This is a genomic window from Salmonella sp. SAL00670, from assembly GCF_046552235.1.
Taxonomy (GTDB): domain Bacteria; phylum Pseudomonadota; class Gammaproteobacteria; order Enterobacterales; family Enterobacteriaceae; genus Salmonella; species Salmonella enterica.
The window spans coordinates 146,927-160,432 of sequence record NZ_JBGDUO010000001.1 but is presented as its reverse complement, the minus strand read 5'-3'; the positions used below and the strand labels follow the sequence as shown (position 1 = coordinate 160,432).

The 13,506-nt window shown below is 53.3% G+C and carries 11 protein-coding genes, 1 tRNA gene, 1 other RNA gene and 1 pseudogene; 11 read left to right on the top strand and 3 right to left on the bottom strand.

What is annotated here, in order from left to right:
* Positions 1-110 precede the first annotated feature (110 nt).
* Positions 111-605 carry a leucine-responsive transcriptional regulator Lrp gene (gene lrp / locus ACLJRS_RS00790; protein ID WP_000228469.1) on the bottom strand — a complete coding sequence of 165 codons (495 nt, stop codon included), beginning with the start codon at positions 603-605 and terminating at the stop codon, positions 111-113.
* 546 nt (positions 606-1,151) lie between these two features.
* Between lrp and trxB the strand changes: the two genes are divergently transcribed.
* From trxB to infA, 5 genes are all read left to right on the top strand, one after another.
* Positions 1,152-2,120 (top strand): thioredoxin-disulfide reductase, encoded by a 969-nt coding sequence (trxB, locus tag ACLJRS_RS00785; protein ID WP_000537406.1) that lies wholly within the window; start codon positions 1,152-1,154, stop codon positions 2,118-2,120.
* A 113-nt stretch (positions 2,121-2,233) separates the two neighbouring features.
* Positions 2,234-4,000 (top strand): heme ABC transporter permease/ATP-binding protein CydD, encoded by a 1,767-nt coding sequence (gene cydD, locus ACLJRS_RS00780; protein ID WP_001044545.1) that lies wholly within the window; start codon positions 2,234-2,236, stop codon positions 3,998-4,000.
* Positions 4,001-5,722: a heme ABC transporter ATP-binding protein/permease CydC gene (gene cydC, locus ACLJRS_RS00775; protein ID WP_001202255.1), complete on the top strand. Its 1,722-nt coding sequence runs from the start codon at positions 4,001-4,003 to the stop codon at positions 5,720-5,722.
* Positions 5,723-5,766: 44 nt separating this feature from the next.
* Positions 5,767-6,471 carry a leucyl/phenylalanyl-tRNA--protein transferase gene (aat, locus tag ACLJRS_RS00770; protein ID WP_001241649.1) on the top strand — a complete coding sequence of 235 codons (705 nt, stop codon included), beginning with the start codon at positions 5,767-5,769 and terminating at the stop codon, positions 6,469-6,471.
* 311 nt (positions 6,472-6,782) lie between these two features.
* Positions 6,783-7,001, top strand: coding sequence for a translation initiation factor IF-1 (gene infA, locus ACLJRS_RS00765; RefSeq protein ID WP_001040187.1), 219 nt, complete (start codon positions 6,783-6,785; stop codon positions 6,999-7,001).
* A gap of 90 nt (positions 7,002-7,091) precedes the next feature.
* Here infA and ACLJRS_RS00760 read toward each other — a convergent pair whose 3' ends face one another.
* Positions 7,092-8,003 (bottom strand): LysR family transcriptional regulator, encoded by a 912-nt coding sequence (locus tag ACLJRS_RS00760; RefSeq protein ID WP_000597928.1) that lies wholly within the window; start codon positions 8,001-8,003, stop codon positions 7,092-7,094.
* Between the two features lie 108 nt (positions 8,004-8,111).
* On the opposite strand from ACLJRS_RS00760, the gene ACLJRS_RS00755 reads away from it, so the two are divergent.
* The 6 genes and pseudogenes from ACLJRS_RS00755 (at position 8,112) to ACLJRS_RS00730 (ending at position 10,994) form a co-directional block, all read left to right on the top strand.
* Positions 8,112-8,972, top strand: a complete 861-nt coding sequence (locus ACLJRS_RS00755) for a pirin family protein (protein WP_000809969.1) — start codon at positions 8,112-8,114, stop codon at positions 8,970-8,972.
* A 19-nt stretch (positions 8,973-8,991) separates the two neighbouring features.
* Complete coding sequence (locus ACLJRS_RS00750) at positions 8,992-9,669, top strand: hydrolase (protein WP_000097893.1); 678 nt, start codon at positions 8,992-8,994, stop codon at positions 9,667-9,669.
* A 148-nt stretch (positions 9,670-9,817) separates the two neighbouring features.
* A tRNA-Ser gene (locus tag ACLJRS_RS00745) sits at positions 9,818-9,905 on the top strand.
* 46 nt (positions 9,906-9,951) lie between these two features.
* A non-coding RNA gene (locus ACLJRS_RS00740) (RtT sRNA) lies at positions 9,952-10,086 on the top strand.
* 195 nt (positions 10,087-10,281) lie between these two features.
* Positions 10,282-10,635 (top strand): annotated as a pseudogene (locus ACLJRS_RS00735) (tyrosine-type recombinase/integrase); the annotation flags it as partial.
* 161 nt (positions 10,636-10,796) lie between these two features.
* Complete coding sequence (locus ACLJRS_RS00730; protein WP_001117984.1) at positions 10,797-10,994, top strand: hypothetical protein; 198 nt, start codon at positions 10,797-10,799, stop codon at positions 10,992-10,994.
* A gap of 213 nt (positions 10,995-11,207) precedes the next feature.
* Here ACLJRS_RS00730 and clpA read toward each other — a convergent pair whose 3' ends face one another.
* Complete coding sequence (gene clpA, locus ACLJRS_RS00725) at positions 11,208-13,484, bottom strand: ATP-dependent Clp protease ATP-binding subunit ClpA (RefSeq protein WP_000934064.1); 2,277 nt, start codon at positions 13,482-13,484, stop codon at positions 11,208-11,210.
* Positions 13,485-13,506: the final 22 nt, after the last annotated feature.

Below are 13,506 nucleotides of genomic sequence, written 5' to 3'. Positions count from 1 at the left end.
TTTCCCGCCCGATGCTAAAACGGACAACAGCACCGGGTTGCCCCGGCACTGTTGCTGTATGGATTAACAGGAGTGTAATCAAACTACGGCGATTTTGCACCTGTTCCGTGTTAGCGTGTCTTAATAACCAGACGATTACTCTGTTTTACCTCTTCCATCACTACGTAAGTTCGGGTGTCGTTCACACCAGGCAAGCGCAGCAACGTCTCTCCCAATAGTTTTCGATACGCTGACATATCCGGTACACGGGTTTTCAACAGGTAGTCGAAATCGCCGGAAACCAAATGACACTCCTGAATCTCTTCAAGCTTTTGCACGGCGGCATTAAACTGTTCAAACACATCCGGCGCGCCGCGATTTAAGGTAATCTCAACGAATACCAGAAGTGACGCATCCAGATAATGCGGGTTCAACAGCGCCGTATAGCCCTGGATAAACCCCTGTCGCTCCAGCCGACGCACACGCTCAAGGCAAGGTGTCGGCGAAAGTCCTACTCGTTTAGAAAGCTCGACGTTGGAAATACGCCCATCCTTTTGCAGTTCATTAAGAATGTTACGATCGATACGGTCGAGATCTTTGCCAGGGCGCTTCTTGCTATCTACCATTATTATTGTCTCTCTGTATTCCTTCCCTACTCCTGCCTGACTCTACTCACATCACTGTTCAGAGTCGCTGCCCATCACAATAGACCGAAACCCAGAGGGATTAACGGCGCGCAATGCCTGGTCTATGGTGAGAAGACCGTTGCCTCACGGCAGCTATCGACATCACGAATGGCGTCTGTCCACGCCATGCGTAGATTTCACTAGCCCGGTAAACATGGTATTTACATGCATGATTATGCAGCACATACATAACACAGTTTTTTTCTTCCTCGAATGTTTTCGCAAAACAGCAGGTGATTGTCAAAGCAAAACATCGATTTTTAGTACAACATGCCAGTTATTCATTAGAGAGGGCGGTAAACTGTCATTTCGTCACCTTATAAGTTACCGATTTTAATTAAAGTTTGTGATGATAACGTCGCTGTCGCGGTCGTTCATCGGTTCATGCTATTACACATATTGTTAACAAAATCGTTATGCTCTTTTTTTACGTCTGTAAATTCCCTACAATTCTGCTCATTGTCTGCCAACAACTATGGGGATCTCATGGGCACGACCAAACACAGTAAGCTGCTTATTCTGGGCTCAGGACCGGCGGGATATACCGCGGCGGTGTATGCCGCACGCGCAAATTTACAGCCGGTACTTATTACCGGTATGGAAAAAGGCGGTCAACTGACTACCACGACGGAAGTGGAAAACTGGCCCGGCGATCCAAACGATTTGACCGGCCCGCTGCTGATGGAACGCATGCATGAACATGCGGCAAAATTTGAAACCGAGATAATCTTTGATCACATCAACAAAGTGGATCTGCAAAATCGTCCGTTCCGTCTGACAGGTGACAGCGCAGAGTACACTTGTGATGCGTTGATCATTGCGACCGGCGCTTCCGCGCGCTATCTGGGGCTGCCATCGGAAGAAGCCTTTAAAGGGCGCGGCGTTTCCGCCTGCGCAACCTGCGACGGTTTCTTCTACCGCAATCAGAAAGTGGCGGTGATCGGCGGCGGCAACACCGCGGTTGAAGAAGCGCTTTATCTGTCCAACATCGCTTCGGAAGTGCACCTTATCCATCGCCGTGACGGTTTCCGCGCTGAAAAAATCCTCATTAAGCGCCTGATGGATAAAGTCGAAAATGGCAATATCATTCTGCACACCAACCGGACGCTGGAAGAAGTGACCGGCGATCAGATGGGCGTTACTGGTCTGCGTCTTCGCGACACGCAGCAAAGCGATAATATTGAGACGCTGGACATCGCCGGACTTTTCGTAGCCATCGGTCATAGCCCAAACACGGCGCTCTTCGAAGGCCAGCTTGAGCTGGAAAATGGTTATATCAAAGTTCAGTCCGGCACCCATGGCAACGCCACACAAACCAGCATCCCTGGCGTATTCGCGGCGGGTGACGTTATGGATCATATTTACCGTCAGGCGATCACCTCTGCAGGTACGGGCTGTATGGCGGCGCTGGATGCTGAACGCTATCTCGATGGTCTGGCCGACGCGAGTAAATAGTTTTTACAAATCAGTAACAAAAGTAAAAAAGGCGACTATAAGTCGCCTTTATTTTTGCGTCGTTGTAACATTGCCCTGCCTGAAATTCCAATAACTCACCTGCTAAGCGTGCAATGAATAAAACCCGTCAAAAAGAGCTGACCCGCTGGTTAAAACAGCAAAGCGTAATCTCCCAACGGTGGTTGAATATTTCCCGCCTGTTGGGGTTCATGAGTGGCGTATTAATTGTCGCTCAGGCCTGGATCATGGCGCGTATCCTGCAACATATGATCATGGAGAACATTCCACGGGAAGCGCTGTTGCTCCCTTTTATCCTGCTGATACTGGTCTTTGTCCTCCGCGCCTGGGTGGTGTGGTTGCGCGAGCGCGTCGGTTTTCATGCCGGACAACATATTCGCTTTGAGATCCGCCGTCAGGTGTTGGATCGTCTGCAGCAAGCCGGCCCAGCCTGGATTCAGGGCAAGCCCGCCGGTAGCTGGGCGACGCTGGTGTTGGAACAGATTGACGATATGCATGACTATTATGCGCGCTATCTGCCGCAAATGGCGCTTGCCGTTTGCGTACCGCTCTTAATCGTGGCGGCGATTTTCCCGTCAAATTGGGCGGCGGCGCTGATTCTGCTGGGCACTGCCCCGCTCATTCCCCTATTTATGGCGATGGTGGGGATGGGCGCGGCTGACGCCAACCGCCGCAATTTCCTGGCGCTTGCCCGGCTAAGCGGCCATTTTCTTGACCGTCTGCGCGGGATGGAAACGCTGCGAATTTTCGGTCGTGGAGAAGCGGAAACCGAGAGCATTCGCGCAGCATCGCAGGATTTTCGTCAGCGCACGATGGAAGTACTGCGCCTCGCCTTTTTATCTTCCGGCGTGCTGGAGTTTTTCACCTCGCTTTCTATTGCGCTGGTCGCCGTTTATTTTGGCTTCTCTTACCTGGGCGAGCTGAACTTTGGTCATTACGGTACCGGTGTGACGCTCGCCGCCGGGTTCCTCGCCTTGATCCTCGCGCCGGAGTTTTTCCAGCCGTTACGCGACCTCGGCACGTTTTACCATGCTAAGGCGCAGGCGGTTGGCGCGGCGGATAGTCTGAAGACGTTTCTGGAAACGCCCCTCGCCCACCCGGCGCGCGGCGAAGTTGAGCTGGCGGAAAACGAACCTGTAACCATTGACGCAGTCAATCTTATTATCACCTCGCCAGAAGGCAAAACGCTTGCCGGGCCGCTGAATTTCTCATTAGCGGCAGGAGAACGCGCCGTCCTGGTAGGACGCAGCGGTTCCGGTAAAAGCACTCTGTTGAATGTATTATCCGGTTTTCTCTCCTATCAGGGATCTTTGCGTATTAACGGTGTCGAGCTTCGCGATCTCTCGCCGGAATCCTGGCGCCAGCATCTCTCCTGGGTTGGGCAAAACCCGCAATTACCTGCGGCGACGCTACGCGAAAATGTATTACTGGCGCGCCCGGACGCCAGCGAGCAGGAACTTTATGCCGCGCTTGACGCCGCATGGGTAAGCGAGTTTTTACCGCTGCTGCCGCAGGGAGTAGACACCCCGCTCGGCAATCATGCCAGCAGACTTTCCGTCGGCCAGGCACAGCGTGTAGCGGTCGCCCGCGCGCTACTTAATCCCTGTCAACTGCTACTGCTGGATGAACCGGCGGCAAGCCTGGACGCTCACAGCGAGCAACGCGTCATGCAGGCGTTAAAAGCGGCGTCAAAACGCCAGACCACATTAATGGTGACGCATCAGTTGGAAGATCTCGCCGACTGGGACGCTATCTGGGTTATGCAAGATGGCGCGATTGTCGAACAAGGCAGCTATGCCGAACTCAGCGCCGCCAACGGCGCTTTTGCGACGTTATTGGCTCACCGTCAGGAGGATATTTAAATGCGCGCGCTACTCCCTTATCTGACGCTTTATAAACGCCACAAATGGATGCTAACGCTGGGAATTGCGCTGGCAATCCTGACCCTACTTGCCAGTATCGGGCTGCTGACGCTTTCCGGCTGGTTCCTGTCCGCGTCCGCTATCGCAGGCTTCGCGGGAATTTACAGTTTTAACTATATGCTCCCGGCGGCCGGCGTGCGCGGCGCGGCCATTACCCGTACCGCCGGTCGTTATTTTGAACGTCTGGTAAGTCATGACGCCACGTTCCGCGTGCTGCAACATCTGCGTATTTATACCTTCAGCAAACTTTTACCGCTCTCCCCCGCGGGTCTGGCGCGTTATCAGCAAGGTGAACTGCTGAACCGCATCGTTGCCGACGTCGACACGCTGGATCATCTCTATTTGCGCGTCATCTCCCCGCTGGTCGGCGCTTTTGTAGTGATTATGATTGTCACCCTGGGGCTTAGCGTTCTCGACGTGACGCTGGCGATCACGCTGGGCGGCATTATGCTGTTGACGCTGTTTATTATGCCGCCGGTGTTTTATCGCGCCGGCAAAAATACCGGCCAAAATCTGACGCATCTACGCGGTCAGTATCGCCAACAGCTCACGTCATGGTTACAGGGCCAGGCGGAACTCACCATTTTTGGCGCCAGCAAACGCTATCGGGCGCAAATGGAAGCCACCGAATTACAATGGCATGAGGCCCAACGCCGACAGTCTGAACTCACCGCCTTATCGCAGGCGTTAATGCTGCTGATTGGTGCGCTGGCGGTGATGTTAATGTTGTGGATGGCCTCCGGCGGCGTTGGCGGCAATACGCAGCCCGGCGCGCTCATCGCGCTGTTTGTCTTCTGCGCGCTGGCGGCTTTCGAGGCACTTGCGCCCGTTACCGGCGCATTCCAGCATCTGGGGCAGGTTATCGCCTCTGCGCTTCGTATCACTGAATTAACGGAGCAAAAACCGGAGGTGACCTTTCCGCAAGCAGAAACTCCCGCGCCGGAAAAGGTCACACTCACCCTGCGGGACGTTTCGTTTCGTTATCCCGACCAGCCGATTAATGCGCTCAATGCCCTCTCATTACAGGCTAATCCTGGCGAGCATGTCGCTATTCTGGGGCGTACCGGCTGCGGAAAATCAACGCTGTTGCAGCTACTCACCCGCGCCTGGGACCCGCAACAAGGCGAAATTCTGCTCAACGATCTTCCGCTATCCTCGCTGAGCGAATCCGCCTTACGCCGGACTATCAGCGTGGTACCGCAGCGTGTCCACCTGTTCAGCGCCACGCTGCGTGATAATTTATTACTGGCGGCGCCCAATGCCAGCGACGAAGCCCTTTCCGACATGCTGCGTCGCGTCGGCCTCGAAAATCTGCTCGAAGATAGTGGGCTTAATAGCTGGCTCGGCGAAGGCGGTCGTCTGCTATCCGGCGGCGAACTTCGTCGCCTGGCCATCGCCCGCGCGCTGTTGCACGATGCCCCGTTGATGCTGTTGGATGAGCCTACTGAGGGGCTGGATGCGACCACCGAGAGCGAAATGCTGGAATTACTTGCCGATGTGATGCGCGAGAAAACCGTCCTGATGGTGACTCACCGTTTGCGCGGCCTGGCCCGTTTTGATCAAATCATCGTAATGGACGACGGGCACATCATTGAGCGAGGCACTCATGCAGAATTGTTAGCCGGACAAGGGCGCTATTATCAGTTTAAACAACGTCTGTAAGCTATTATTGAACGATCCGACTTGCGTACTGGAGTTTCGCCGTCATGCGTCTGGTTCAGCTTTCCCGACATTCTATCGCCTTCCCTTCGCCGGAAGGCGCTTTACGCGAGCCTAACGGTTTACTGGCGCTGGGCGGCGATCTCAGCCCTGCCCGGTTGTTAATGGCCTACCAGCACGGGATTTTTCCGTGGTTTTCGCCGGGCGACCCGATTCTGTGGTGGTCGCCCGATCCTCGCGCCGTGCTGTGGCCTGAAAAGTTTCACCTCAGTCGCAGCATGAAGCGCTTTCACAACGCATCCCCTTACCGCGTGACGCTCAATTACGCTTTCGATCGGGTCATTGATGGATGCGCCAATCACCGTGACGAAGGCACCTGGATAACGCGTGGTATTGAGGAAGCCTATCGCCGATTACATGAATTGGGCCACGCGCACTCCATTGAAGTGTGGCGCGATCGGGAACTGGTCGGCGGGATGTATGGCGTCTCGCAGGGGGCGCTGTTTTGCGGCGAATCGATGTTTAGCCGCCAGGAGAATGCCTCTAAAACCGCACTGCTGGTTTTTTGCGCTGAATTTATCCGTCACGGCGGTAAACTTATTGATTGTCAGGTACTTAATAGTCATACCGCCTCGCTCGGCGCCATTGAAATTCCACGTCGTGACTACCTCGATCACCTCGCGGCCTTACGCCAACAGCCGCTGGCCTCCCGTTTTTGGGTGCCGCGGACATTATTTTTGCCCCGGAAGTGAATGTTTTCGGCACATTTTTTATTGGGGTGTTATAATTGCTGCCGCAGAATTGGTTTAGCTCATTATCCCGCAGCCCGTTGTCAGGTAACGCCCATCGTTTATTTCACCGTTCCCTTATATGTTGCGCTTATGTCGATTCATCAGGCGGTAGTATCAGGGAAAAGGTGTATAACGCGGCGTTGTCGTGTGTCGCGGAATCATGTGCTAAACCTGGTTTGCTGTGTTTTAAACGCACAAATCTTTACTTATCAAAAGAAGTTCGGCATTATCTTGCCGGTTCAAATTATGGTAGTGATACCCCAGAGGATTAGATGGCCAAAGAAGACAATATTGAAATGCAAGGTACCGTTCTCGAAACGTTACCTAATACCATGTTCCGCGTAGAGTTAGAAAACGGTCACGTGGTTACTGCACACATCTCCGGTAAAATGCGTAAGAACTACATCCGCATCCTGACGGGCGACAAAGTGACCGTTGAGCTGACCCCGTACGACCTGAGCAAAGGCCGCATTGTCTTCCGTAGTCGCTAATTGTCTCCTCACGCCCTGAAGGGCGGCTGGATAAAAGGTCGGTTTAACCGGCCTTTTTTGCGTCCATTAAGTCGATGAATGACGAGCAGGTTACTCTTCCACCATCCGCGCATACTCTTCCGTCAAAAAATCGACCAACGCACGTACGGAAGGTAATAGCCCTCGCCGGGATGGGAACACAGCATGAATAACCTCCCGCCGGGGCTCCCACTCTTCCAGCACCGCGACCAGTTCACCGGCGGCCAGTTGTTCTTTCACCATTAAGACAGGTAGCTGCACAAGCCCCACGCCCGCCATCGCCGCCTCGCGTAGCGCCAACATGTCGGTGGTAATCATACGCGGGGTAAAATGGACTTCCGCACGTGCGCCCTGCGGGCCATAAAGTTCCCAGCGGTGAATATGCTTGCCGGATGCAAGACTTAGCCCTGGCCAATGGCTCAACTCCGCCGGCGCGGAAGGGATTCCCATCCGTGCGATAAGATCCGGGCTGGCAAACAGGCGATGCCCTCTGTCAGCCAGGACGCGCATCACCAGGTCGCTATCTTCAAACGGGCGCGGCCTGACGCGAATCGCCACATCCACCCCCTCCCCTACGACGTCCACCCGACGATTGGTCGCTTCAAGCTGTAGCGAAACATCAGGATAACGCGCCATAAATTTCGCCAGCATTGGGCCGATGTGTACATGCAGCAGCGTCACCGGGCAGGTCAGCTTCACGATACCGCGAGGCTCTACCTGCAATGCGGCAATGGCATCCTGCGCCGCCTGAGCTTCCACCAGCATCGCTTTACAGTGCTCATAGAATGTTTGCCCCACTTCGGTAACGTTAAACTGCCGGGTAGTTCGCTGAATCAATCGCACGCCCAGCCGTTCCTCCAGTTGCGCAATACGCCGGCTCAGTTTTGATTTTGGTTCATCAAGCGCACGCCCCGCCGCGGCAAACCCACCCTCTTCGACCACATGCACAAACCACGCAAAATCATTGAGATCCGTTTTTATCATTACATTGTCCTATTAATGGAACGGTATGAGCCATTTTAGCCACTACCGAACCTTTTGTCATGAATATAAGCTTATTCACATCAAGACAACGCCACTGAGGAGAACACCATGAAACAGATTACAGGCGTCTATACCGCACCTCGCCCGCACTGGGTTGGCGATGGATTTCCGGTTCGTTCACTCTTTTCTTATCAGTCACATGCGCAGCAGTTGAGTCCCTTCCTGCTGCTGGATTATGCCGGGCCGCACACCTTTACGCCGGGTAATGAAAAACGCGGCGTTGGGGAGCATCCACACCGCGGTTTCGAGACCGTGACGATTGTTTATAGTGGCGAAGTCGAGCATCGGGACTCTACCGGTCGCGGCGGCGTTATCGGCCCGGGCGACGTTCAGTGGATGACCGCAGGCGCAGGCATTTTGCATGAAGAGTTCCATTCCGACGCGTTTACCCGTCGGGGCGGCGAACTGGAAATGGTGCAGTTGTGGGTTAACCTTCCAATGAAGGACAAAATGACCACCCCGGGTTATCAAAGCATTACCCACGATGTTATCCCGACCGTTACGTTACCGGATGACGCCGGAGTCGTGCGGGTCATTGCAGGGCGTTATGAAGAGACAAAAGGCCCGGCGCACACTTTCTCGCCGCTCAATGTCTGGGATATGCGCCTGCAACGCAATCGCCAGCTTACATTGGCACAGCCGGAAGGATGGAGCACCGCGCTGGTGGTACTGAAAGGCAATATCACGGTGAACGGCACGACGCCGGTCAACGAAGCGCAACTGGTGGTATTGAGCCAGCAAGGGAAAACGCTGCACCTTGAGGCCAGCAGCGACGCCAGCGTATTGCTGTTATCAGGCGAGCCGCTGAATGAACCGATTGTGGGTTACGGCCCATTTGTTATGAACACGAAACAAGAGATCGCAGAAGCAGTCCGCGATTTCAACTCCGGCCGTTTTGGCCAAATCTGAAAACATGAAGGAGAACACGATGTCAAGTCCTGCTAATTTTAATGGTTTGCGCCCGGTAATTGATGTTAACGATTCCGTGATGCTTTTAATCGATCATCAAAGCGGTCTTTTCCAGACCGTAGGCGATATGCCAATGCCGGAATTACGCGCTCGCGCCGCGGCGTTGGCGAAGATGGCGACGTTAGCGAAAATGCCGGTCATTACCACGGCATCCGTACCGCAAGGTCCGAACGGCCCGCTGATCCCGGAGATCCACGCTAATGCGCCACATGCGCAGTACATTGCGCGCAAAGGTGAAATTAACGCCTGGGATAACGAAGATTTCGTTAAGGCGGTAAAAGCGACGGGTCGTAAGACGCTGATCATTGCCGGGACGATTACCAGCGTGTGTATGGCATTCCCGGCCATTAGCGCGGTAGCGGAAGGTTATAAGGTATTTGCCGTGATCGACGCATCCGGCACCTACAGTAAGATGGCGCAGGAGATCACCCTGGCGCGTATCGTACAGGCTGGCGTCGTACCGATGGATACTGCCGCAGTCGCCTCTGAGCTGCAAGGCACCTGGAACCGTGAAGACGCCGCCGCGTGGGCCGACGTTTATACTCAGGTATTCCCGGCCTATCAACTGCTGATCGAAAGCTACAGCAAAGCGCAGGATGTGGTGAAAAACAACGAAATGTTGGATTCACAGCGTTAATTTGCCTCCCCGCGCCAGTTTGGGCGGGGATTATGTCTATTGCATGAGCAAACGACAGTGAATATGTAAATTCTGCTTGACCGTTTTAGCGCAACTCCCTATAGTAGCGCCCCGTTGCCCCCCAAGTGGTCAGGCAGCAATACAATATGGTGAGGTGTCCGAGTGGCTGAAGGAGCACGCCTGGAAAGTGTGTATACGGCAACGTATCGGGGGTTCGAATCCCCCCCTCACCGCCATATTCAAGAAAGAGCTCGTACGAAAGTACGGGCTTTTTTTTCACATAAAGCCACCCTACAGGGGGGGTGAGAACACCCGACCGGGGTTCGACAACTGGCGCAGCCAGTTGGACAGACGACGAGCTTGCGAGGAGACTGCCCGAAGGGCGAGCGCAGCGAGTCAATCCCCCCCTCACCGCCATATTCAAGAAAGAGCTCGTACGAAAGTACGGGCTTTTGTATCTAAACTTCTTGTTTTTACTGTGATTTTCCTGATGAAAGGTTTGTTTTTGGACCTTTGGTTGCTACACCAAACTTACTATAGATTGTGTAAAACAGCCCCACTCCCCTACCTGAAACGCTTTAGAAAAGTTTGCATAAGTATCTCTCGGTAGTAAAAAAGCACCGAGTTCCTCTGTCTGATGCTGCTGTTGATTTGTTAAAAGATTTACCACGATTAAAAGATAACAATCATGTATTCCCTGCCCCTCGCGCTGAAACACTTTCTGATATGTCGTTATTGGCTGTATTGAAACGAATGGGATATACCAACTTAACGCAACATGGCTTCCGTTCTACTTTCCGTGAGTGGGCTGGTGAAACAACGGGCTATCAACGTGAGGTTATTGAACATGCGTTGGCGCACCAGTTGGCAGATAAGGCTGAAGCAGCGTATCAGCGTGGGATGTTATGGCCTAAACGGGTGGCGTTGATGGATGATTGGACGGGGTATAACACTGCCAACAGCTAAGCTACCTGTACGAAAGCATTATCGTTGATAACAACGTAGAAAGTGTGATGCTAATAGCATTCGCTTTCGAAAATGTGATAAGTAATAATTTCATACTGAACTATTTCTTATATAATTATTATCATAATTTGCAAATTACATAACCCACTCAAGGAGAGGTTATGCCCGGACTGATAGGCTACTGGAAGCAACTTCCCACCAAAGATGAATATATTAAAAAACACAATATGAGCAAAATATCCTGCTACAGTTGTGGTCACGAGAAATTCAGCGATGTTGGTTTGATACAGGTATGGGATAATCACAGAAGAATTCTTTGTGCTAAGTGTAAGACTACTCTTTTCAGAGAAGAGGATTAGTTTTTTTGGCATTGGTAACAGCGGCTTCAGCATCCCTTTTCACGCAGCGGGTCGGGCTTTTTTTTCGCATTACCCCCCGTCGATTACCGGATGATGACGCAATTTACAAGCGCCTTATCCGCCTACCGCGAGCACAACACCATCAGGATAACTATTAGCCGGCATAAAAAAACCGGGCGCTAAGGCCCGGTTTGTACGGCAGTGAAACGAAGATTAATGCGCGGCTTCCGGCTTGTGCTTTTGCGCACTCTGGAAGCCATACGTCAACGCATTTTTCTCTTTATCCAGCGCGACGGTGACCTGTCCGCCGTCAACCAGCGATCCAAACAGCAACTCATTGGCCAGCGGTTTTTTCAGGTTATCCTGAATCACACGCGCCATTGGTCGTGCGCCCATCGCCCGGTCATAGCCCTTTTCCGCCAGCCAGTCGCGCGCTTCCTGACTGACCTCCAGGGAGACGCCTTTCTGATCCAACTGAGCCTGCAACTCGACGATAAACTTATCGACAACCTGATGAATCACCTCGCCAGACAGATGATCGAACCAAATAATGTTGTCGAGACGGTTACGGAACTCCGGCGTAAACACTTTCTTGATCTCGCCCATCGCATCGGTACTGTTGTCCTGATGAATAAGACCAATAGATTTACGTTCGGTTTCTCGCACGCCGGCGTTGGTGGTCATCACCAGCACCACGTTGCGGAAATCCGCCTTACGGCCGTTGTTATCGGTCAGCGTACCGTTATCCATCACCTGCAGCAGCAGGTTAAAGACATCCGGGTGCGCTTTTTCGATCTCATCCAGCAGCAGCACCGCATGAGGATGCTTAATCACCGCATCCGTCAGCAGCCCGCCCTGGTCGAAACCGACGTATCCCGGAGGCGCGCCGATCAAACGGCTCACCGTATGACGTTCCATATATTCGGACATATCGAAGCGCAACAGCTCAATACCCAGCGCTTTTGAAAGCTGTACCGTAACTTCAGTTTTCCCTACGCCAGTTGGCCCGGCGAACAAGAATGAGCCGACAGGTTTATGCTCATGGCCCAGACCCGCACGACTCATCTTAATAGCTTCGGTCAGCGCCTCAATCGCGTTATCCTGGCCGAAGACCAGCATTTTCAGACGATCGCCCAGGTTCTTCAGCGTATCGCGATCGCTCTGCGAGACGCTCTTTTCAGGAATTCGCGCAATTCGCGCCACTACGGACTCAATATCCGCCACGTTGACCGTTTTCTTACGTTTGCTCACCGGCATCAGACGCGCCCGAGCGCCCGCTTCGTCAATCACGTCAATGGCTTTATCCGGCAGATGGCGGTCATTGATATATTTTACCGCCAGCTCGACCGCCGCACGCACCGCTTTCGCGGTATAACGCACGTCGTGGTGCGCTTCGTACTTAGGTTTCAAGCCGTTGATAATTTGCACCGTCTCTTCCACCGAAGGCTCGGTAATATCAATTTTCTGGAAACGGCGCGCTAATGCGCGGTCTTTCTCAAAAATATTGCTGAATTCCTGATAGGTCGTTGAGCCGATCACCCGGATCTTGCCGCTGGAAAGCAGCGGTTTAATCAGATTTGCCGCATCCACCTGTCCGCCCGACGCCGCGCCAGCGCCGATAATGGTATGGATTTCATCGATAAACAGGATGCTGTTGGTATCCTGCTCAAGCTGTTTCAGCAACGCCTTAAACCGTTTTTCAAAATCGCCGCGGTATTTGGTGCCCGCCAGCAGCGAACCGATATCCAGCGAGTAAATGGTGCAATCGGCCATCACTTCCGGCACATCGCCCTGCACGATACGCCAGGCCAGCCCTTCGGCAATCGCCGTTTTGCCGACGCCGGATTCCCCTACCAGCAACGGGTTATTTTTACGGCGACGACACAAGACCTGGATCGCGCGTTCAAGTTCTTTTTCACGACCAATCAGCGGATCGATGCCGCCCACGCGAGCAAGTTGGTTAAGATTCGTCGTGAAGTTTTCCATACGTTCCTCCCCGCCAGCTTGTTCGTCGCCAGTTGGCTGATTGCCGAGATCGGAAGATTGGCTCGGTTCGTCTTTTCGCGTCCCGTGAGAAATAAAGTTCACGATATCCAGACGGCTCACTTCATGCTTGCGCAGCAGATAAGCCGCCTGTGATTCCTGTTCGCTAAAGATAGCCACCAGCACATTCGCGCCAGTCACTTCACTACGCCCGGAAGACTGAACATGGAAGACGGCACGTTGCAGGACACGCTGGAAACTTAACGTCGGCTGCGTATCACGCTCTTCTTCACTGGCAGGCAGTACGGGTGTGGTTTGTTCAATGAAGGCTTCGAGTTCCTGACGGAGCGCCACCAGATCCACGGAGCATGCTTCCAGCGCTTCGCGAGCCGATGGGTTGCTGAGCAGCGCCAGCAACAGATGCTCGACGGTCATAAACTCATGACGGTGCTCGCGCGCTCTGGCGAAAGCCATGTTTAAACTGAGTTCCAGTTCTTGATTGAGCATAGGCACCTCCCCCAATTTTTAT